The organism is Streptomyces ambofaciens ATCC 23877 (assembly GCF_001267885.1).
Lineage (GTDB): Bacteria > Actinomycetota > Actinomycetes > Streptomycetales > Streptomycetaceae > Streptomyces > Streptomyces ambofaciens.
On the sequence record NZ_CP012382.1, the window covers coordinates 5918920 to 5937458 of the forward strand.

The 18539-nt window shown below is 73.0% G+C and carries 15 protein-coding genes and 1 riboswitch; of the genes, 10 read left to right on the forward strand and 5 right to left on the reverse strand.

Going from position 1 to position 18539, the window contains the following annotated elements; all coding sequences use genetic code 11:
• Positions 1-22 precede the first annotated feature (22 nt).
• The 4 genes from SAM23877_RS26340 to SAM23877_RS26355 all read left to right on the forward strand — a co-directional run bounded on the left by SAM23877_RS26340 (position 23) and on the right by SAM23877_RS26355 (position 4785).
• Positions 23-1375, forward strand: a complete 1353-nt coding sequence (locus SAM23877_RS26340) for a M16 family metallopeptidase (protein WP_053138263.1) — start codon at positions 23-25, stop codon at positions 1373-1375.
• Positions 1372-2760 (forward strand): M16 family metallopeptidase, encoded by a 1389-nt coding sequence (locus tag SAM23877_RS26345; protein ID WP_053138266.1) that lies wholly within the window; start codon positions 1372-1374, stop codon positions 2758-2760. Before SAM23877_RS26340 ends, SAM23877_RS26345 begins: the two co-directional genes overlap by 4 nt.
• Before the next feature lie 188 nt (positions 2761-2948).
• Positions 2949-3113, forward strand: a riboswitch (cyclic di-AMP (ydaO/yuaA leader).
• A 12-nt stretch (positions 3114-3125) separates the two neighbouring features.
• Positions 3126-3890, forward strand: a complete 765-nt coding sequence (locus tag SAM23877_RS26350; RefSeq protein ID WP_053138269.1) for a M23 family metallopeptidase — start codon at positions 3126-3128, stop codon at positions 3888-3890.
• 199 nt (positions 3891-4089) lie between these two features.
• A complete protein-coding gene (locus tag SAM23877_RS26355) occupies positions 4090-4785 on the forward strand; it encodes a GntR family transcriptional regulator (protein WP_053138272.1) in 696 nt (231 codons plus the stop codon).
• 144 nt (positions 4786-4929) lie between these two features.
• Here SAM23877_RS26355 and SAM23877_RS26360 read toward each other — a convergent pair whose 3' ends face one another.
• Positions 4930-5211: an HPr family phosphocarrier protein gene (locus SAM23877_RS26360; RefSeq protein ID WP_053138275.1), complete on the reverse strand. Its 282-nt coding sequence runs from the start codon at positions 5209-5211 to the stop codon at positions 4930-4932.
• A 198-nt stretch (positions 5212-5409) separates the two neighbouring features.
• Between SAM23877_RS26360 and SAM23877_RS26365 the strand changes: the two genes are divergently transcribed.
• From SAM23877_RS26365 to SAM23877_RS26380, 4 genes are all read left to right on the forward strand, one after another.
• On the forward strand, positions 5410-8460 hold the full coding sequence (locus SAM23877_RS26365) for a bifunctional acetate--CoA ligase family protein/GNAT family N-acetyltransferase (RefSeq protein ID WP_053138277.1): 3051 nt from the start codon (positions 5410-5412) through the stop codon (positions 8458-8460).
• 62 nt (positions 8461-8522) lie between these two features.
• Positions 8523-9119 carry a DUF5998 family protein gene (locus SAM23877_RS26370; RefSeq protein ID WP_053138279.1) on the forward strand — a complete coding sequence of 199 codons (597 nt, stop codon included), beginning with the start codon at positions 8523-8525 and terminating at the stop codon, positions 9117-9119.
• Complete coding sequence (locus tag SAM23877_RS26375) at positions 9119-10312, forward strand: alkaline phosphatase family protein (RefSeq protein ID WP_053138281.1); 1194 nt, start codon at positions 9119-9121, stop codon at positions 10310-10312. Before SAM23877_RS26370 ends, SAM23877_RS26375 begins: the two co-directional genes overlap by 1 nt.
• Before the next feature lie 46 nt (positions 10313-10358).
• Positions 10359-11009, forward strand: a complete 651-nt coding sequence (locus tag SAM23877_RS26380; RefSeq protein WP_053138283.1) for a thymidine kinase — start codon at positions 10359-10361, stop codon at positions 11007-11009.
• Positions 11010-11087: 78 nt separating this feature from the next.
• Here SAM23877_RS26380 and SAM23877_RS26385 read toward each other — a convergent pair whose 3' ends face one another.
• A complete protein-coding gene (locus SAM23877_RS26385; RefSeq protein WP_053142883.1) occupies positions 11088-11909 on the reverse strand; it encodes a VOC family protein in 822 nt (273 codons plus the stop codon).
• Positions 11910-12162: 253 nt separating this feature from the next.
• On the opposite strand from SAM23877_RS26385, the gene SAM23877_RS26390 reads away from it, so the two are divergent.
• Positions 12163-13014: a sulfurtransferase gene (locus tag SAM23877_RS26390; RefSeq protein WP_053138285.1), complete on the forward strand. Its 852-nt coding sequence runs from the start codon at positions 12163-12165 to the stop codon at positions 13012-13014.
• Positions 13015-13610: 596 nt separating this feature from the next.
• Here SAM23877_RS26390 and sepH read toward each other — a convergent pair.
• Complete coding sequence (sepH, locus tag SAM23877_RS26395) at positions 13611-14663, reverse strand: septation protein SepH (protein ID WP_053138287.1); 1053 nt, start codon at positions 14661-14663, stop codon at positions 13611-13613.
• 471 nt (positions 14664-15134) lie between these two features.
• Here sepH and SAM23877_RS26400 point away from each other — a divergent pair, with 471 nt between their 5' ends.
• Positions 15135-15995 carry a hypothetical protein gene (locus tag SAM23877_RS26400; protein ID WP_053138290.1) on the forward strand — a complete coding sequence of 287 codons (861 nt, stop codon included), beginning with the start codon at positions 15135-15137 and terminating at the stop codon, positions 15993-15995.
• Here the strand turns inward: SAM23877_RS26400 and SAM23877_RS26405 are convergent.
• Positions 15919-17256: a D-arabinono-1,4-lactone oxidase gene (locus SAM23877_RS26405; RefSeq protein ID WP_053138293.1), complete on the reverse strand. Its 1338-nt coding sequence runs from the start codon at positions 17254-17256 to the stop codon at positions 15919-15921. The genes SAM23877_RS26400 and SAM23877_RS26405 overlap by 77 nt on opposite strands.
• Positions 17198-18454, reverse strand: coding sequence for an MFS transporter (locus SAM23877_RS26410; protein ID WP_053138296.1), 1257 nt, complete (start codon positions 18452-18454; stop codon positions 17198-17200). Before SAM23877_RS26410 ends, SAM23877_RS26405 begins: the two co-directional genes overlap by 59 nt.
• Positions 18455-18539 lie beyond the last annotated feature (85 nt).

Below are 18539 nucleotides of genomic sequence, written 5' to 3' on the forward strand. Positions count from 1 at the left end.
TTCCGCGATCGAAGGGACGTACATGCCCATGGGTCACACGGCCACAGCCCAGGCAGACTCCGGCGGCCTGACAGCGACCGAGCACCGCCTGGCCAACGGCCTGCGCGTGGTGCTCTCCGAGGACCACCTGACCCCGGTCGCGGCGGTGTGCCTCTGGTACGACGTCGGCTCGCGCCACGAGGTCAAGGGGCGCACCGGCCTGGCTCACCTTTTCGAGCACCTGATGTTCCAGGGCTCCGCCCAGGTCAAGGGCAACGGCCACTTCGAACTGGTGCAGGGCGCCGGTGGCTCGCTCAACGGCACCACCAGCTTCGAGCGCACCAACTACTTCGAGACCATGCCCGCCCACCAGCTGGAGCTCGCCCTCTGGCTGGAGGCCGACCGCATGGGCTCGCTGCTCGCCGCCCTGGACGACGAGTCGATGGAGAACCAGCGGGACGTCGTCAAGAACGAGCGCCGCCAGCGCTACGACAACGTGCCCTACGGCACGGCGTTCGAGAAGCTCACCGCCCTCGCCTACCCGGAGGGCCACCCCTACCACCACACGCCGATCGGCTCGATGGCCGACCTGGACGCGGCGACCCTGGAGGACGCGCGCGCGTTCTTCCGCACGTACTACGCGCCGAACAACGCGGTGCTGTCGGTCGTCGGCGACATCGACCCCGAGCAGACCCTCGCCTGGGTCGAGAAGTACTTCGGCTCCATCGCCTCGCACGACGGCAAGCAGCCGCCCCGGGACGGCTCGCTGCCCGACGTCATGGGCGAGGAGCTGCGCGAGGTCGTCGAGGAGGAGGTTCCGGCCCGCGCCCTGATGGCGGCCTACCGCCTGCCGGAGGACGGCACGCGCGCGTGCGACGCCGCCGACCTGGCCCTCACCGTCCTGGGCGGCGGCGAGTCGTCCCGGCTGTACAACCGACTGGTGCGCCGCGACCGCACGGCCGTCGCCGCCGGATTCGGTCTGCTGCGGCTCGCGGGAGCGCCCTCCCTGGGGTGGCTGGACGTGAAGACGTCCGGTGACGTGGAGGTGCCGGTCATCGAGACCGCCATCGACGAGGAGCTCGCCCGGTTCGCCGAGGAGGGGCCCACCGCCGAGGAGATGGAGCGCGCCCAGGCCCAGTTGGAGCGCGAGTGGCTGGACCGCCTGGGTACGGTCGCGGGCCGCGCCGACGAACTGTGCCGGTACGCGGTCCTGTTCGGCGACCCGCAGCTCGCCCTCACCGCCGTGCAGCGGGTGCTCGAGGTCACGGCGGAGGAGGTCCAGGAGGTCGCCAAGGCCCGCCTGCGCCCCGACAACCGCGCGGTGCTCGTCTACGAGCCCACCGCCCCCGCCGACGTGAACGACGCCACCGACGAGAACGAGGAGGCGGCCAAGTGACCGAGCTCGCCACCATGGAATTCCACCAGCAGCCGCAGGCCGGCGAGCCCAGGCCGTGGGCGTTCCCCGCTCCGGAGCGCGGCAGCCTGGACAACGGCCTGACCGTGCTGCGCTGCCACCGCCCCGGCCAGCAGGTCGTCGCCGTCGAGGTGCTGCTCGACGCCCCCCTGGACGCCGAGCCGGCCGGCCTCGACGGCGTCGCCACGATCATGGCGCGGGCCTTCTCCGAGGGCACCGACAAGCACTCCGCCGAGGACTTCGCCGCCGAGCTGGAGCGCTGCGGGGCCACGCTCGACGCGCACGCCGACCACCCCGGCGTCCGGCTGAGCCTCGAGGTGCCCGTCTCGCGGCTCGCCAAGGCCCTCGGCCTGGTCGCCGACGCGCTCAGGGCGCCCGCGTTCGCGGACGGCGAGGTCGAACGGCTGGTCCGCAACCGGCTCGACGAGATCCCGCACGAGCTGGCCAACCCCGCCCGCCGAGCCGCCAAGGAGCTCTCCAAGGAGCTGTTCCCGGCCGGGACGCGCATGTCGCGCCCCCGCCAGGGCACCGAGGAGACGGTCGCGAACATCGACTCCGCGGCGGTACGCGCCTTCTACGAGAAGCACGTCCGGCCGGCCACGGCCACCGCCGTGGTCGTCGGGGACCTCACCGGCGTGGACCTCGACGCGCTGCTCGGCGAGACGCTGGGCGCGTGGACCGGCTCCGCCGCCGAGCCGCGGCCCGTGCCGCCGGTGACCGCCGACGACCGGGGCCGGGTCGTCATCGTGGACCGTCCCGGCGCCGTCCAGACGCAGCTGCTCATCGGCCGCACCGGCTCCGACCGGCACGACCGCGTGTGGCCCGCCCAGGTGCTCGGCACCTACTGCCTCGGCGGCACCCTCACCTCGCGCCTGGACCGCGTCCTGCGCGAGGAGAAGGGCTACACCTACGGCGTCCGGGCGTTCGGGCAGGTCCTGCGCTCCGCGCCCGACGGTACGGGCGCCGCCATGCTGGCCATCAGCGGCTCCGTCGACACCCCCAACACCGGTCCGGCCCTGGCGGACCTGTGGACGGTGCTGCGCAAGCTCGCCGAGGGCGGACTCACCGACGCCGAGCGTGACGTCGCCGTTCAGAACCTGGTGGGCGTGGCGCCGCTGAAGTACGAGACGGCGGCGGCCGTCGCGAGCACGCTGGCCGACCAGGTCGAGCAGCACCTGCCCGACGACTACCAGGCGACGCTCTACCGCCAACTCGCCGCCACGGGCACCGTGGAGGCGACGGCGGCGGTCGTCAGCGCCTTCCCGGTGGACCGTCTGGTGACGGTCCTCGTCGGCGACGCGGCACAGATCAAGGAGCCGGTCGAGGCGCTCGGCATCGGTGAGGTCACCGTGGTGGCAGCCGAGTAACGGCAGACGCTCGGGGCCCTGGTGACCGGAGTGTCACCAGGGCCGCCGTTTGTCCGAATTGAGGGAGAGGCTGTGTGTCTGCCCTGTGGCATGCGCTACAAAAAGCCGGTTGCGTTTGAGGATTGAAGACAACCGCGTTTAGCGTCTTCCGGGCTGTTCGTCAGGCAGTGCGCCGCACCCGCGGCACCGGACAGTCATCGCCGAGTCCCCGTACGGCGCGAGCCAGGGGAGCCGGGGACCCACCGTAGTCCCTGGGGTGAATCGGACGCCCGCGCGTGCAGCGAGGGTGCCCGTAGGAGACCTTCCACCTCCGAACCCGTCAGCTAACCCGGTAGGCGAGAGGGAAGGAAAGGACCAGCCTCCACATGGCGTTCACGCGCGCCACCGGCAAGCACCGCCGTCCCAGCCGGATGCACCGCACCACCGCCCGCGCGGCGGGTGTCGCGGCTCTCGCCACCACCGGCGTCGTCGGCACCCTCGCCGCTCCGGCGCTCGCCGCCGAGCCCCAGGCCGAGCAGACCGGACTCACCCCGGTCATCAGCATCGGCGACTCCCTGGCCGACGAGATCGACGCCCAGGCCGCCGCGCAGAAGCAGGCCGCCCTGGACGCAGCCGCCCGTGAGGCGGCGCAGGAGGCCGCGCGGGAGCGGGCCGCCGAGGCTGCCGAGGAGGCGCGCGAGGCCAAGGAGCGCGCCGCGCGGGAGGCGGAGCGCAAGCGCCTCAACACGTTCGTCTCGCCGATCACCGCCTCCTACGTCTCCACGGCCTACCAGGCCGGCAGCTCCCTGTGGTCCTCCGGCAGCCACACGGGCATCGACTTCCACGCCTCCACCGGCACCTCCGTGCACGCGGTCGGCGTCGGCACCGTCGTCGAGGCCGGCTGGGGCGGGGCGTACGGCAACCAGGTCGTGATCAAGATGCACGACGGCACGTACACGCAATACGGCCACCTGTCGTCCATCGGCGTCTCGGTGGGCCAGTCGGTCGACGCCGGGCAGCAGATCGGCCTCTCCGGCGCCACCGGCAACGTCACCGGACCGCACCTGCACTTCGAGGCCCGTACGAGCCCCGAGTACGGCTCGGACATGGACCCCGTCGCCTACCTCCGCTCGCACGGCGTGAACGTCTGACGAAGACGTACGGCACTCGAAAGCCCCGGCTCCCCGAGCCGGGGCATTCGCAATTCCAGGGGTGTTCCCGGCAGGGCCGTTGTCCAAAAACTGTCCATGGAATCCGCCTCGCCGTCGGAATTCCCGCCGCATTGGCCTAGAGTCGCTGAACACACGTCAATCGTCGACGTTTCACGGGGATTAAGGCGGAGGTCGGGGCATGCGTATTCCGGCGCACTCGGTGTGCACGGCGATCCGGGACGACATCGTCTCCGGTGTCCACGGGCGCGGCAGCCGCCTCACCGAGGAACTCCTGGCCCGCCGCTACGGCGTCTCCCGCGTCCCCGTCCGTGAGGCACTGCGCACCCTGGAGGCGGAGGGGTTCGTGGTGACCCGGCGGCACGCGGGCGCGTGTGTCGCGGAACCGACCGAACGGGAGGCGGCCGACCTGCTGGAGAGCCGCACGCTCCTCGAACCCCTGGGCGCCTCCCGGGCCGCCCGGCGCCGCACCGAGGCCCATCTCAAGGTCCTGCGCGGGCTGGTGCGGCTGGGGCAGGAGCGCGCCAGACAGGGGAGCAGCGACGATCTGCGCTCACTGGGCGGATGGTTCCACGAGACCCTCGCCCAGGCCGCCGGCAGCCCCTCGCTGGCGGCGTTGCTGACCCAGTTGCGCCACAAGATCGCCTGGCTGTACGCCGTGGAGACCGCGGCCGACCCGGTGGAGTGCTGGGCGGAGCACGGCGCGATCGTCGACGCGGTGGCCCGGGGGGACGGCGAGCGCGCACGGGCGCTGATGGCCCTGCACGCGGAGCGGTCGACGCCGGCGCACCGCCTGCGCTTCGCCGACGGCGGCGAGGCGGCGGATCGTGTGAGGAACTCGCAACGTGCCGTAAACATGCCGAGCCTGCGCTATTAACACGAGCGCCGTATACAAAGACAGGGTAATTCGGGGGGCTGATTTCCGCTGCCCATAAAAAGGGAAATCCATGACCGAGGGCAGGGCAGGAAAAAGGCCCGCCCGGAAATCCGGGCGGGCCTTTCTCGGTGGTGCTGCCGTCGGTCAGACGGTCTCGGGAAGCTCTTCGAGGCCTTCGGAGACCAGCTTCGCCAGCCGCTCCAGGGCGGCGTCCGCGCCCTCGGCGTCGGAGGCGAGCACGATCTCCTCGCCGCCCTGGGCGCCGAGGCCGAGGACGGCCAGCATGGAGGCCGCGTTGACGGGGGAGCCGTCGGCCTTGGCGATCGTGACCGGGACGCCTGTGGCCGTGGCGGCTCGGACGAAGATGGAGGCGGGGCGGGCGTGGAGACCCTCGGCCCAGCCGACGTTGACGCGGCGCTCAGCCATGTGATGCTGCCCTTCAGTGTTCAGGGGTCTGATGTTGTCTAGACCACTCTTGTCTAGACCAGTTTCCCACATCGTGAAGCGTGCCGGGACGGCTGTGCGCAGCCCCGCGTGGTCGTCGGACCGCGGCCTCGGCCCGACCTTCCGTCCTCCACAGACTGCCTCGCGCCGTTGTCGTACGCGAGCCGTACTCTGGGGCCCATGCAGACCTCGTCGGACCGGCACGAGTACCCCGCCCACTGGGAAGCCGACGTGGTGCTGCGCGACGGCGGCACCGCGCGCGTCCGCCCCATCACCGTTGATGACGCCGAGCGCCTGGTCAGCTTCTACGAGCAGGTCTCCGACGAGTCGAAGTACTACCGCTTCTTCGCGCCGTACCCTCGCCTGTCCGCCAAGGACGTCCACCGCTTCACGCACCACGACTTTGTGGACCGGGTGGGACTCGCGGCCACCATCGGCGGCGAGTTCATCGCCACCGTACGCTACGACCGGATCGGCGCCGGTGGAACACCCGCCTCCGCACCGGCGGACGAGGCGGAGGTCGCCTTCCTCGTCCAGGACGCCCACCAGGGGCGCGGCGTGGCCTCCGCGCTGCTGGAACACATCGCCGCCGTCGCCCGCGAGCGGGGCATCCGCCGCTTCGCCGCCGAGGTGCTGCCCGCCAACACCAAGATGATCAAGGTGTTCATGGACGCCGGGTACACCCAGAAGCGCAGCTTCGAGGACGGCGTGGTCCGCCTGGAGTTCGACCTCGAGCCGACCGACCGCTCGCTCGCCGTGCAGTACGCGCGCGAGCACCGCGCGGAGGCGCGTTCCGTCCAGCGGCTGCTGCAACCCGGCTCCGTGGCGGTCATCGGTACCGGTCGCACCCCGGGCGGCGTCGGTCGCAGCATCCTCGGGAACATCCGCGACGCGGGCTACACCGGCCGGCTGTACGCCGTGAACAGGGCCTTCCCCGAGGGCCGGGACACGCTCGACGGGGTGCCGGCCCGCCGCTCGGTGCGCGACATCGACGGACCCGTCGACCTCGCCGTCGTCACCGTGCCCGCCGAGCACGTCCCCGACGTCGTCACCGAATGCGGTGAGCACGGTGTACAGGGCCTGGTGGTGGTCTCCGCCGGCTACGCCGACAGCGGCCCCGAGGGACGCGAACGCCAGCGCGCCCTGGTGCGACAGGCCCGCACGTACGGCATGCGGATCATCGGGCCCAACGCCTTCGGGGTCATCAACACCTCCCCGGACGTGCGGCTCAACGCCTCCCTCGCCCCGGAGATGCCGCGCCCCGGCCGGATCGGCCTGTTCGCCCAGTCCGGCGCCATCGGCATCGCCCTGCTGTCCCGGCTGCACCGGCGCGGCGGCGGGGTCACCGGTGTCACGGGCGTGTCGACCTTCGTCTCCTCCGGCAACCGGGCCGACGTCTCCGGCAACGACGTCCTTCAGTACTGGTACGACGACCCGCAGACCGACGTCGCGCTGATGTACCTGGAGTCCATCGGCAACCCGCGCAAGTTCACCCGCCTGGCCCGGCGGACGGCGGCCGTCAAGCCGCTGGTCGTGGTACAGGGCGCACGCCACGGCGGGGTGGCACCGCAGGGCCATGCCGTACGGGCGACGCGGCTCCCGCACGCGACGGTCTCCGCGCTGCTGCGGCAGGCCGGCGTGATCCGGGTCGACACGATCACCGACCTGGTCGACGCGGGGCTGCTGCTGGCCCGCCAGCCGCTGCCCGCCGGGCCCAGGGTGGCGATCCTGGGGAATTCGGAGTCACTGGGCCTGCTGACGTACGACGCGTGCCTCTCCGAGGGGCTGCGGCCGCATCCTCCCCTGGACCTGACGACGGCGGCCTCGGCCGACGAGTTCCACGCGGCCCTCTCCCGGGCGCTGGCCGACGACACCTGCGACGCGGTGGTGGTGACCGCCATCCCCGCGGTGGGCGAGGGCTCGGCCGGGGACGCCGCGCTGGCGGAGGCCCTGCGCTCGGCGGCGGCCGCGGTGCCCGCCAAGCCGGTCCTCGTGGTGCACGTGGAGCTCGGCGGGCTCGCGGAAGCCCTCTCCGCGGCGGCGAGCACGGCGCCACAGCCGCCACCGCCCGCCGACCCGCAGGCGGTGGCGCCCGCCACCCCGCATGCCGCATCGCCCCCCGACCAACAGGCGGCTCCGTCGACCGCCGAGGACCGAGCGGCCTCTGCCGGGCCCGGCGCGTCCGCCCCCTCCGAGCCGCGGACGCCCCCGCTCTCCGAGCCGCGGACGCCCCCGCCCGCCGGGCCCCGGACGGGCTCGCCCGACGGGTCACGGACGCCCCCGCCCCCCTCCCCGGCGACGGCTTCCGCAAGCGGCTCCACGCGGCACTCTCCCGCTGCCGACGAGCCCGCCGAGGCGCCGGAAGGGCTCCACCTCATCCCCGCCTATCCCGCCGCCGAACGCGGCGTGCGCGCCCTCGCCCAGGCGGTCGCCTACGCCCAGTGGCGACGCGACGCCGCCGACCCCGGCAAGGTGCCGGAGTACGAGGACATCGACGAGAAGGGCGCCGCCGCACTGATAGCCGGGCACCTCGCGCGCGGGCAGGGGCTCACGCTCGGCACCGAGGAGACCTGCGAGCTGCTCGGCAGGTACGGCATCCGCGTCCACCGCGCGATGCCCGCCCCCACCCCCGACGACGCCGCGGCCGCCGCGCGGACCCTCGGCTACCCCGTGGCCCTCAAGGCCACCGCACCGCACCTGCGCCACCGCGCCGACCTGGGCGGCGTACGCCTGGACCTCGCGGACGAGGAGCAACTGCGGCGGGCGTACGCGGAGTTGACCGAGCTGTTCGGGACGCCCGCGGAGCTGCGCCCGGTGGTGCAGGGCATGGCACCGCGCGGCGTCGACACCGTCGTACGGGCGGTCATCGACCCGGCGGCCGGCGCGGCGCTCTCCTTCGGGCTCGCCGGGGCGGCCACCCAGCTGCTCGGCGACATGGCGCACCGGCTGATCCCGGTCACCGACCGGGAGGCCGGCTCGCTCATCCGCTCGATCCGCACGGCGCCCCTCCTCTTCGGCTGGCGCGGCTCGGCCCCCGTCGACTCCGCCGCCCTGGAAGAGCTGCTGCTGCGGGTCTCCCGGCTGGTCGACGACCACCCGGAGGTCGTCGCGGTCACCCTGGAACCGGTCGTCGTCGCCCCGCGCGGCCTGAGCGTCCTCAGCGCCTCCGTCCGCCTCGCGCCCCCTCCCGCCAGGGACGACCTGGGCCCGCGCACCCTGCCGGCGTACTGACCGCCCACGGCCCGGGACGGGTGCCGCACGAGCGTGCCGCGCAGTCGGTGCGCCCCCGTAGGATGGACGGCATGGCCAAGACCAGTACGACGACCCAGGGGCTGCGAGCGGCGATCGAGCGCAGCGGCTACTACCCGGCCCTCGTGGCCGAGGCGGTGGAGGCCGCCGTGGGCGGCGAGCCCGTCCGGTCGTACCTGGTCCATCAGGAGACGACGTTCGACCAGAACGAGGTGCGCCGGCACGTGACCGTGCTCGTGCTCACCGGCAACCGCTTCATCGTCAGCCACACCGACGAGCAGGCCGCCGACGACACCTCCCCGACGCCGTACGCCACGACCTCCACGGAGTCCGTCAAGCTCGGCCGGATCTCGTCCATCGTCGTCAGCCGCGTGGTCGCCAACCCGGAGCAGTACAAGCCCGGCACGCTGCCCCGCGAGATCGTGCTCACCATCGGCTGGGGCGCCGTCTCCCGCCTCGACCTGGAGCCCGCCGCCTGCGGCGACCCCAACTGCGAGGCCGACCACGGCTACACCGGCAGCTCGACGGCCGACGACCTCAGCCTGCGCGTCAGCGAGGCCGGGGACGGTCCGGAGACGGTGCGCCAGGCGCTCGCCTTCGCACAGGCCCTCTCCGAGGCGACCGCGGACTCCTCCCGCTGATGGCACAGCCCGCAGCCTGGGACACCGCCCCGGAACCGCTCCCCGTCGACTCCGCCCCCGTACCCGAGTACGGCGCCGGTTCGCTCGCCGACCTGCTGCCCACCCTGGCCGCCGGTCTCGGCGTCCCCGGCATGACCGCGAGCATCACCGAACTGACTCCGGCCGACCGGAACTGCGTGTTCCTGATCGACGGCCTCGGCTGGGAGCAACTGCGGGCCCACCCGGAGGACGCCCCCTTCATGAGCTCGCTGATGAGCAGCTCACGCGGCGGCACCGGGCGCCCGATCACCGCCGGCTACCCGGCGACCACCGCGACCTCCCTCGCCTCCGTCGGCACCGGCCTGCCGCCCGGCGCCCACGGCCTGCCCGGCTACACCGTGCGCGACCCCGCCACCGGCGAGCTGATGAACCAGCTGCGCTGGCGGCCGTGGACGGCGCCCGGTGCCTGGCAGCCGTACCCCACCGTCTTCCACCTCGCCCACGAGGCGGGGGTGCACGCCGCCCAGGTCTCCTCGCCGACCTTCGCGAACACCCCGCTGACCCAGGTCGCGCTCAGCGGCGGCACCTTCCACGGCCGGCTGTCCGGCGAGGACCGGATGGACCTCGCCGCCCAGCAGCTGGCCGGCGCGGATCGTGCCCTCGTCTACACGTACTACGCCGAGGTCGACGGCGCCGGCCACCGCTTCGGCGTCGACTCCGACACCTGGCGCGGTCAGCTCGCGCACGTCGACCGGCTCGTCCAGCGCCTCGCCGAGCAGCTGCCGCCGCGCAGCGCCCTGTACGTCACGGCCGACCACGGCATGATCGACGTGCCCTTCGACGAGGACCACCGCATCGACTTCGACGAGGACTGGGAGCTCAAGGCGGGCGTCGCCCTCCTCGGCGGTGAGGGCCGTGCCCGGCACGTGTACGCCGTGCCCGGCGCGCACAACGACGTGCTGACCTGCTGGCGCGAGGTGCTCGGCGAGCAGTTCTGGGTGGCCTCGCGGGACGAGGCGATCGAGGCGGGCTGGTTCGGCCCCCGGATCGACGACCGGGTGTACGGCCGCCTCGGCGACGTGGTCGCCGCCGCGCGGGACGACGTCCTGCTCATCGCCTCGGAGCGGGAGCCCAAGGAGTCGGCGATGGTCGGCAACCACGGGTCCATGACACCTGCCGAACAACTCGTGCCCCTGCTCGAAGTACGCTCCTGACCACCCGCAAACGTCTGCCTCGCTGCCGAAAGGTGCTCAACCCCTCATGCCCGAGCTGGTCTTCTTCTCCGGAACCATGGACTGCGGGAAGTCGACGCTGGCTCTGCAGATCGAGCACAACCGCTCGGCGCGCGGACTGGCCGGAATGATCTTCACCCGCGACGACCGGGCGGGCGAGGGCAAGCTCTCCTCCCGCCTCGGCCTGGTCACCGACGCGGTGGAGGTCGAGGACGGACAGGACCTGTACGCGTACGTCGTCGACCACCTCACGCAGGGCGGGCGCGTGGACTACGTGATCGCGGACGAGGCGCAGTTCCTCGGGCCGGACCAGATAGACCAGCTCGCGCGCGTGGTCGACGACCTCGACGTCGATGTCTACGCCTTCGGCATCACCACGGACTTCCGCTCCAAGCTGTTCCCCGGCTCCCAGCGGCTGGTGGAACTCGCCGACCGCGTCGAGGTGCTCCAGGTCGAGGCCCTGTGCTGGTGCGGGGCCCGCGCCACGCACAACGCCCGCACCGTGGGCGGCGTCATGGTCGTCGAGGGCGCCCAGGTGGTCGTCGGCGACGTGACCCGGTCTCCCGACGAGATCGGCTACGAAGTGCTGTGCCGACGGCACCACCGGCGCAGGATGACCAGCGCCTCGGCGCGCGCCGGCACCCTCTCGCCGGACGTCCTGCCGGTCTCTCCGGTCTGACCGGCCGGCCACGGGGCGCGTCGGCGCCCCGGACCGGTCACCGCGCGCCGGGAACGGCCGGCGATCGGCGTCCTCGTCTCACCCTGTTCCCGTGCCGGCGGGCCGGCCCTGCAGCAGCGAGAAGCGGGCGCCCTCCGGATCCGCCACCGTCGCCACCCGGCCGTGGACGGTGTTCCGGGCGGGCTGGAGGACGTGGCCGCCCAGATCGGCCAGGCGTTCCAGGGACTCCTCCGCGTCAGCCACCGCGAAGTACGTGATCCAGTGCGGACCCCGGTCGCGGGGCAGGGCGTGGCCGACCCCGTGGATGCCGGCGACCGGACGGCCGTCGAGGCACAGGGTCACGTAGTCGAGGTCGGCGGAGACCTCCGGCACCAGTTCGAAGCCGAACACGGTCTCGTAGAACTTGGCGACACTCGCCGTCTCGAAGGTCAGCAGCTCGTTCCACGCCGGGGTGCCGGGGACGCCCGTCACGGCCGTGCCGAGATGCGCCGCCGCCTGCCAGATGCCGAAGACGGCGCCCGCCGGGTCGGAGCCGATGGCCAGGCGGCCGGCCTCGCCCGCGTCCAGCGGACCCACCCCGACCGTGCCACCGCACGAACGTACCGTTTCGGCCGTCCGGTTGACGTCGGCCGAGGCGAAGTAGGGCGTCCAGGCGATGGGGAGCTGCCGGTCCGGGGGCAGTTGGCCGATGCCCGCCACCTCACGCCCGTCGAGCAGGGCCCGCGCGTAGGGGCCCAGTTGCTGCGGCCCGGGCTGGAACTCCCAGCCGAACAGGGCTCCGTAGAACTCGTGGGTGGCGGCCGGGCCGTGCACCATCAGACTCACCCAGCAGGGTGTTCCGGGCGTGTGCCGGGCGTTCGTCTCGCCGTTCCGGCCGGCCGACCCCCGTGCGTCGGTCATCGTCACTCTCTTCTCGGCCCTGCGCGGGCCGTGCGTCCGCTTCCGCCTGACGGATTCCGCTCTGACGGACCTTCGCGCCGATGCCGGCACCGGATCCGGTGCCGCGTGGTCCGGGCGCGCCCGTGGGACGGCCCGGTGCTGTACGGGTAGTACAGCATGTGCCCGAACCCATACGCCTGGTGATCGGTACTGTCCGGCGGGCAGAGTAGCCCGACATCGACGCTACGGCCACTCGGTACGCCAGGATGGGGCCATGAACGCCATCATCTCCGCATCCGAACTCGGGCACGAACTGGCGGGCCACCACCCGCCGGTCCTGCTCGACGTCCGCTGGCAGTTGAGTACGGCCAAGGCGGCCGGCGCCGCGCCGTTCGACGGCCGGGCCGAGTACGCGGCCGGGCACCTTCCCGGTGCCGTCTTCGTCGATCTGGACAGGGAACTCGCCTCCGCGCCCGGGGGAGGGGGCCGGCATCCGCTGCCCGACGTGGCGGAGTTCGGCGCGGTGATGCGCCGTGCGGGCGTCACGTCCGGCCGACCGGTCGTCGTGTACGACGGCGGGCAGGGGTGGGCGGCGGCCCGTGCCTGGTGGCTGCTGCGCTGGACGGGTCACCCGAACGTGCGGGTCCTCGACGGTGGGTTGCCGACGTGGCAGGGGCCGCTGTCGACGGACGTACCCGCCCCCGCGGAGGGCGACTTCGTTCCGCGGCCGGGCGCCGCGGGGCTGCTGGACGCGGACGGAGCCGCGGCGCTGGCCCGGTCCGGGGTGCTGCTCGACGCCCGGGCGGGGGAGCGGTACCGGGGTGAGGTGGAGCCGATCGATCCGGTCGGCGGTCACATCCCGGGCGCGGTGTCGGCACCGACGACGGACAACGTGGCGAGGGACGGCCGCTTCCTGCCCGCGGAGGAACTCCGGGCCCGGTTCAAGACCCTCGGTGCCTCGGAGGGCGACGAGGTCGGCGTGTACTGCGGCTCGGGCGTGTCGGCCGCCCACGAGGTGCTGGCGCTGGCGGTGGCGGGCATTCCGGCGGCGCTGTACGTGGGTTCCTGGTCGGAGTGGTCCTCGGACCCGGAACGGCCGATCGCCGTGGGGCCGGACCCGCAGTAGCCGGGAGCCGCAGCAGCCAGGGCCGGCCGCGGTCCGGACTGCCGTGGTCCGCAGCCGTGCTTGGCCCGCCGTGGTCCGGGTCCGCTGTGGTCCGGGTCCGCTGTGGTCCGGGTCCGCTGTGGTCCGGGTCCGCTGTGGTCCGGGTCCGCTGTGGTCCGGGTCCGCTGTGGTCCGGGCCCGCCGTGGTCCGGGCCCGCCGTGGTCCGGACCCGTCGCGGACCGGCCTCCTCGCAGTCGGCCGCCGTGGTCCGGAGTCGAGTCGTCGCGGGCCAGGGCCGCAGTAGTCCCGTCCCGCCGTGGTCCGGGTCGTCGCGGGCCTGCGCTGCCGTAGTCCCCGCCCCGTCATGGTGCGGAGTCGTCGCGGTCCGGCCCCGTTGTAGTCCGGGCCTGCCCGTGTAGAGCGTCCCCGTCACTGAGCGGCGCCCCGTGTACCGCCTCCGCTCCGCGGTGAGCCGGACCCGCGGCACGGAAGGGCCGCGACGTAGCCGGACCCGCGGCACGGCCGGCGAACTCCCGTGAGCCGCACGACCGGGGGCCGGGCCGCAGTCACTGCGGCCCGGCCCCCGGTCACCGTCGAAGCGGACGGCCCGCGCCCGCTACTCCTGCTTCTTGCGCCGTGTCCCGAACACGATCTCGTCCCAGCTCGGCACCGCCGCCCGTCGACCCGGGCGCACACCGTCGGCCTCGGCCTGGCGGTCGGTGGAGCCGGTCAGGCGGTCGCGGTGGCTGGCCACGGAACGCGGCATGAGCACATCGGCATAGGCGGAACCGGCCGACGCCGCGGGCGCCGGAGCCTCCTCCACCTCGGGCTCCTCGACGGGCTCCTCGGTCGGTTCCGGAGCGCGCTCGGGCACCACCAGGTCGCCACGGAAGCTCGGTACGGCCTCGAGCAGGCTGGTCAGCGAGTCGCGTTCGGCCGACGCGGTGGCCGCGGTCTCCTCGGCCGGCTCGGTCGGCGGCGGGGGCAGACTGGGCCGCTCCCGCTGCTCCCGGTCGAGGGAACGGTCCAGCGGCCGGTCGCGCGGCAGCCGGGCGATGCGCGGGACGAACGGGAAACTGGGCTCGGGCGCGGCGAGGTCGTCGGACTCGCCGATCAGCGCGCGCGCCTCCGAGTCGACGGCCTGGACGAGCCGCCGGGGCGGGTCGTACGTCCAGCTCGCCGAGTGCGGTTCGCCCGCGACCAGGTAGACCAGCAGGACTTCCCAGGTGCCGTCGTCGCGGCGCCAGGAGTCCCACTGGACGGTGTCCTTGTCGGCGCCGCGCAGCAGCAGCCGCTCCTGGACGGCCTCGCCGAGGGGCGGCCCGGAGTTCTCGCCGGGGCGGCGGACGGGGGTCTTGCGGGCCCGCTCCGCCATGAAGGCGCGCTCGGCCAGCACGGGACCCTCGAAGCGCCGCACGCGGTCGACGGGGATGCCGGCCATCTGGGCGACCTCTTCCGCGGTCGCGCCGGCTCGTATACGGGCCTGGATGTCACGGGGGCGGAGATGGCTCTCCACCTCGATCTCGATCTGGCCGAGGCGGGGACGGTCGCCGCGCACGGCGGCCCGGAGCCGCTCGTCGATCGGAAGCGTGTACTCCGTGCTGTCCGCAGCCTTCAGCACCAGCCGTGTGCCGTCATTCGAGACGGCCACGACACGCAGTTCGGGCATGGGGACCTCCCGGGTGGTGCCTGCCGACGTCACGTGCGTCGCTGCTTCCGCTCTGTCGAGTGTGGCCTGCCCGGGTGCAGCCTGCCACAACCTTGCCGAGTTGCCCGGCGTGTCGGGCGGGGGCCCTGGATCGCCGTTATGGCACGGTTACCTGTTCGCAACGCTAAGTGACCAACTCCGTCACCCAGAGCAACTAGCCCCCTCCCGGCGGTCCTTCGAGGTCCTGCACCCCTTGCCGGGAGGCCTGACCCAGGGCTCGCAACAGTACTCCATTCGGGCCACGTGCGTGGATGGGCACGCCGTCCGACTTCCGGCAAGAGACCGCGCTCGGCCGCCATCGGCGGGATTTCCGTGATCTTGACGTGGCGTACTTCACGGAATCGCCAGAAACGGAACTAATGGTTTCGACCGCACGTCCCTTTCTCGTGCAGTTGATCGATCGCGTACGGGAAAGGCAGGCAAGGTCCGGGAATGCGTGAAAAGCCCGACGACGCACGCGACACGGACGCGCGTGCGGAGGTGACGACCAAGCGGATCGACCTGAGCGTGCCCCAGGTGGCGGGCAGCGCCCTGGCGGCGGTGGTGGCCGCCAAACTGGCCTCCTCCTTCGGCGTGTACGGCACGATCCTGGGGGCCGGCCTCATCAGTGTCGTCGCCACCTGCGGGGGTTCGGTCCTCCAGCACCTCTTCAAGCGCACCGGCGAGCAGCTCCGGGAGAAGCGCACCGTCGGAGTCGTGCGGGCCGGCGGGCCGACGGACGCCGGTCCGCCGGCGCCTTCGGCCGCGGTCCCGGGGGAGTTCACCGAGGGCACCGTCTACCGTGCGCGGCCCACGGGATGGAAGCGCCCGGTGGCCGCGGCGGCCCTCGTCTTCGCCGTCGCCATGGCCGGAATCACCACGTACGAACTCGCCTCGGGCCAGAATCTCGGCGGCGGTCACAGCACCACCGTCGGCAACGCCCTCTCCGGCCACAACAGGTCGGCGGCGGATCCGGGAGACTCCGGCGGTTCCGGCGGCTCGGGGGACACACGGGACGACCAGGACTCCGGTCGGTCCGAGGCGCCGGACTCCGGCTCCGGGGACGAGACTCCGGCCGCCACTCCGTCCGGCTCCCCGAGCGGAACCGGCGACAGCACCTCGCCGGACGGCACCTCCCAGGACGAGGACGGCACGACGTCCAGCCCGACGCCGACTCCGGACGCCACCGGAGGCGAGGACTCCGGCGCGTCCACGAGCCCGGCCCCCGACGCGTCGGCTACGACCCCAGAACCCGGCGCAAGTAGTCGTTCCGGAACAGCCGGTCCGGGTCAAGACGGTCCCGCAACGCCGTGAACTCGCCGAAGCGCGGATACACCCGGGAGAAGTACTCGGCGTCCCGGGTGTGCAACTTGCCCCAGTGCGGCCGTCCCCCGTGCGCCGTGAAGATCCGCTCGGCGGCGGTGAAGTACGCCTGATAGGGCGTGCCCCGGAACATGTGGACGGCGATGTACGCGCTGTCGCGGCCGGAGGCGGTGGAGAGCGTGATGTCGTCGGCCGGGGCGGTGCGCACCTCGACCGGGAAGCTGACCCGGAGCCGGGAACGGTCGACCATCGCCCTCAGTTCGCGCAGCGTCTCGACCACCGCCTCGCGCGGAACGGCGTACTCCATCTCCACGAACCGCACCCGGCGCGGAGAGGTGAACACCTTGTAGGGGGTGTCCGTGTACGTCCGCGCGGAGAGCGCCCTGCTGGAGATCCGCGCGATCGCGGGAACGGTGGCGGGTGCCGCGCGGCCGATCCAGTTGGCGGCCTGGAAGACGCCGTTGGACAGGAACTCGTCCTCGAACCAGCCCTGGAGCCGCCCCACCGGCTGTGCGGGGCCGGCGCTGCGGTTGTTGCGCTTGGTGTTGGTACTGCCGGTGTGCGGGAACCAGTAGAACTCGAAGTGCTCGTTCTCGGCCCACAGTTCGTCGAAGTCGGCGAGGACCCGCTGGAACGGCATCGGTTCCTCGCGGGCCGTGAGCAGGAAGATCGGCTCCACCGCGAAGGTGATCGCGGTGACGACGCCCAGCGCGCCCAGGCCGATCCGGGCGGCGGCGAAGACCTCGCTGTTCTCCCGCTCGGAACAGGTCAGCACCGAGCCGTCGGCCGTGACCATCTCGAGGCCACGGATCTGGGCGGCGATCGAGGCCGACTCGCGGCCGGTGCCGTGGGTGCCGGTGCTGGTGGCGCCGGAGACGGTCTGCTCCATGATGTCGCCCATGTTGGTGAGCGACAGGCCCTCACGCGCGAGGGCCAGGTTGAGCCGCTTGAGCGGAGTGCCCGCCTCCACCGTGACCGTCATGGCGGCGCGGTCGATGTCGCGGATGCCGGTCAGCAGGTCCGGGCGTATCAGGACACCGTCCGTCGCGGCTATGGAGGTGAAGGAGTGCCCGCTGCCGACGGCCTTGACCCGCAGTCCGTCCTCGGCGGCCCTGCGGACGGCCTCGGCCAGTTCGGCGACGGAGGCGGGAGCGACCTCCCGCGCGGGGCGCGCCAGGACGTTGCCGCCCCAGTTACGCCATGTGCCGTTCTTCCCGCTCGTCTTCCCGCTCGTCGTGCGTGTGCTGCTCAACGGTCCCTCCCCGACGCTGAGCCGGCCGCTTGAGCCGGCGGTACCCGAGGAAACCGACCGCGACCGCGACGGCCCCGGCGACCGCCGGAACCCCGTACCCGGCGCGCGCACCCGAGGCGTCGATCACCCAGCCGCCTCCCGAGGAGCCGAGCGCGACCCCGACCGCGAGGCCGGTGCTCACCCAGGTCATGCCCTCGGTGAGCTGCGTGCGTGGTACGTGCTGGTCGATGAGGGACATGGTCGTGATCATCGTGGGAGCGATGGACAGACCCGCAACGAACAGCGCCACGGCCAGAGACAGCAGGTTTCCGACCAGTAGGAGGGGGATCATACTCACGGCCATCGCACAGACGCCCAGCAGCCAGCGACGCTCGGGCGGCCCGGCGAAGCGCAGCAGCCCGAAGACCATGGCCGCCGTGCACGATCCCGCCGCGTACAGGGCGAGGACGAGGCTGGCGGCGGCCTTGTGCCCCTCCTCCTCGGCGAAGGCCACGGTGACCACGTCGACGGCCCCGAAGATCGTCCCCGTGGCCACGAAGGTGGCGACCAGGACCTGGAGCCCGCGCGAGCGCAGCGCGGAGCCGCCGCCCTTCTCCTCGCGCGGGTGGGGCTCCGGCTCGGTGGCGCGCTGCGAGGTCAGCCAGAAGACGCCCGTCGCGAGGAAGCAGGCGGCCAGCAGCGGCCCGGCCTCCGGGAACCAGGCCGTGGACAGGCCGATGGAGATGATCGGCCCGAAGATGAAGCAGATCTCGTCCACCACGGACTCGAAGGAGTACGCGGTGTGCAGTTGCGGGGTGCCCCGGTACAGGGCCGCCCAGCGGGCCCGGACCATGGCGCCGAGGCTCGGGACGCAGCCGATGCCGACGCAGGACACGAACAGCACCCAGTCCGGCCAGCCGTAGTGCGCGGCCGGCAGGAGCACGGCCGCGGCGGTGAGCGACACCAGGGTCGCCGGGCGCAGCACCCGTCGCTGGCCGTACCGGTCGACCAGGCGGGAGACCTGCGGTCCGGCCACGGCGGCCGCGAGCGCGATGGTGGCCGACAGGGCGCCGGCCAGTCCGTACCGCCCGGTGAGCTGCGAGATCATCGTCACCACGCCGATGCCCATCATCGACAGCGGCATCCGGCCGAGGAAGCCCGCGGTCGAGAAGGCCTTGGTGCCGGGGGCGGCGAACAGGGCGCGGTAGGGGCTGGGCAACGGGGTCTCCGGAAACGGCGCGGTGGAGTGCTCGGTAAGGTCCGAACGCAGTCGATACAGATTACTCGTGTCGACGCGCGGGAAA

Coding starts and splice junctions, on each gene's coding strand:
- SAM23877_RS26355 (WP_053138272.1), top strand. CDS start 4,090: ATGCGTATTCCGGCGCACTCGGTGTGCACGGCGATCCGGGACGACATC.
- sepH (WP_053138287.1), bottom strand. CDS start 14,663: ATGCCCGAACTGCGTGTCGTGGCCGTCTCGAATGACGGCACACGGCTG.
- SAM23877_RS26340 (WP_053138263.1), top strand. CDS start 23: ATGCCCATGGGTCACACGGCCACAGCCCAGGCAGACTCCGGCGGCCTG.
- SAM23877_RS26375 (WP_053138281.1), top strand. CDS start 9,119: ATGGCACAGCCCGCAGCCTGGGACACCGCCCCGGAACCGCTCCCCGTC.
- SAM23877_RS26365 (WP_053138277.1), top strand. CDS start 5,410: ATGCAGACCTCGTCGGACCGGCACGAGTACCCCGCCCACTGGGAAGCC.
- SAM23877_RS26360 (WP_053138275.1), bottom strand. CDS start 5,211: ATGGCTGAGCGCCGCGTCAACGTCGGCTGGGCCGAGGGTCTCCACGCC.
- SAM23877_RS26350 (WP_053138269.1), top strand. CDS start 3,126: ATGGCGTTCACGCGCGCCACCGGCAAGCACCGCCGTCCCAGCCGGATG.
- SAM23877_RS26385 (WP_053142883.1), bottom strand. CDS start 11,909: ATGACCGACGCACGGGGGTCGGCCGGCCGGAACGGCGAGACGAACGCC.
- SAM23877_RS26390 (WP_053138285.1), top strand. CDS start 12,163: ATGAACGCCATCATCTCCGCATCCGAACTCGGGCACGAACTGGCGGGC.
- SAM23877_RS26370 (WP_053138279.1), top strand. CDS start 8,523: ATGGACGGCATGGCCAAGACCAGTACGACGACCCAGGGGCTGCGAGCG.
- SAM23877_RS26380 (WP_053138283.1), top strand. CDS start 10,359: ATGCCCGAGCTGGTCTTCTTCTCCGGAACCATGGACTGCGGGAAGTCG.
- SAM23877_RS26400 (WP_053138290.1), top strand. CDS start 15,135: ATGCGTGAAAAGCCCGACGACGCACGCGACACGGACGCGCGTGCGGAG.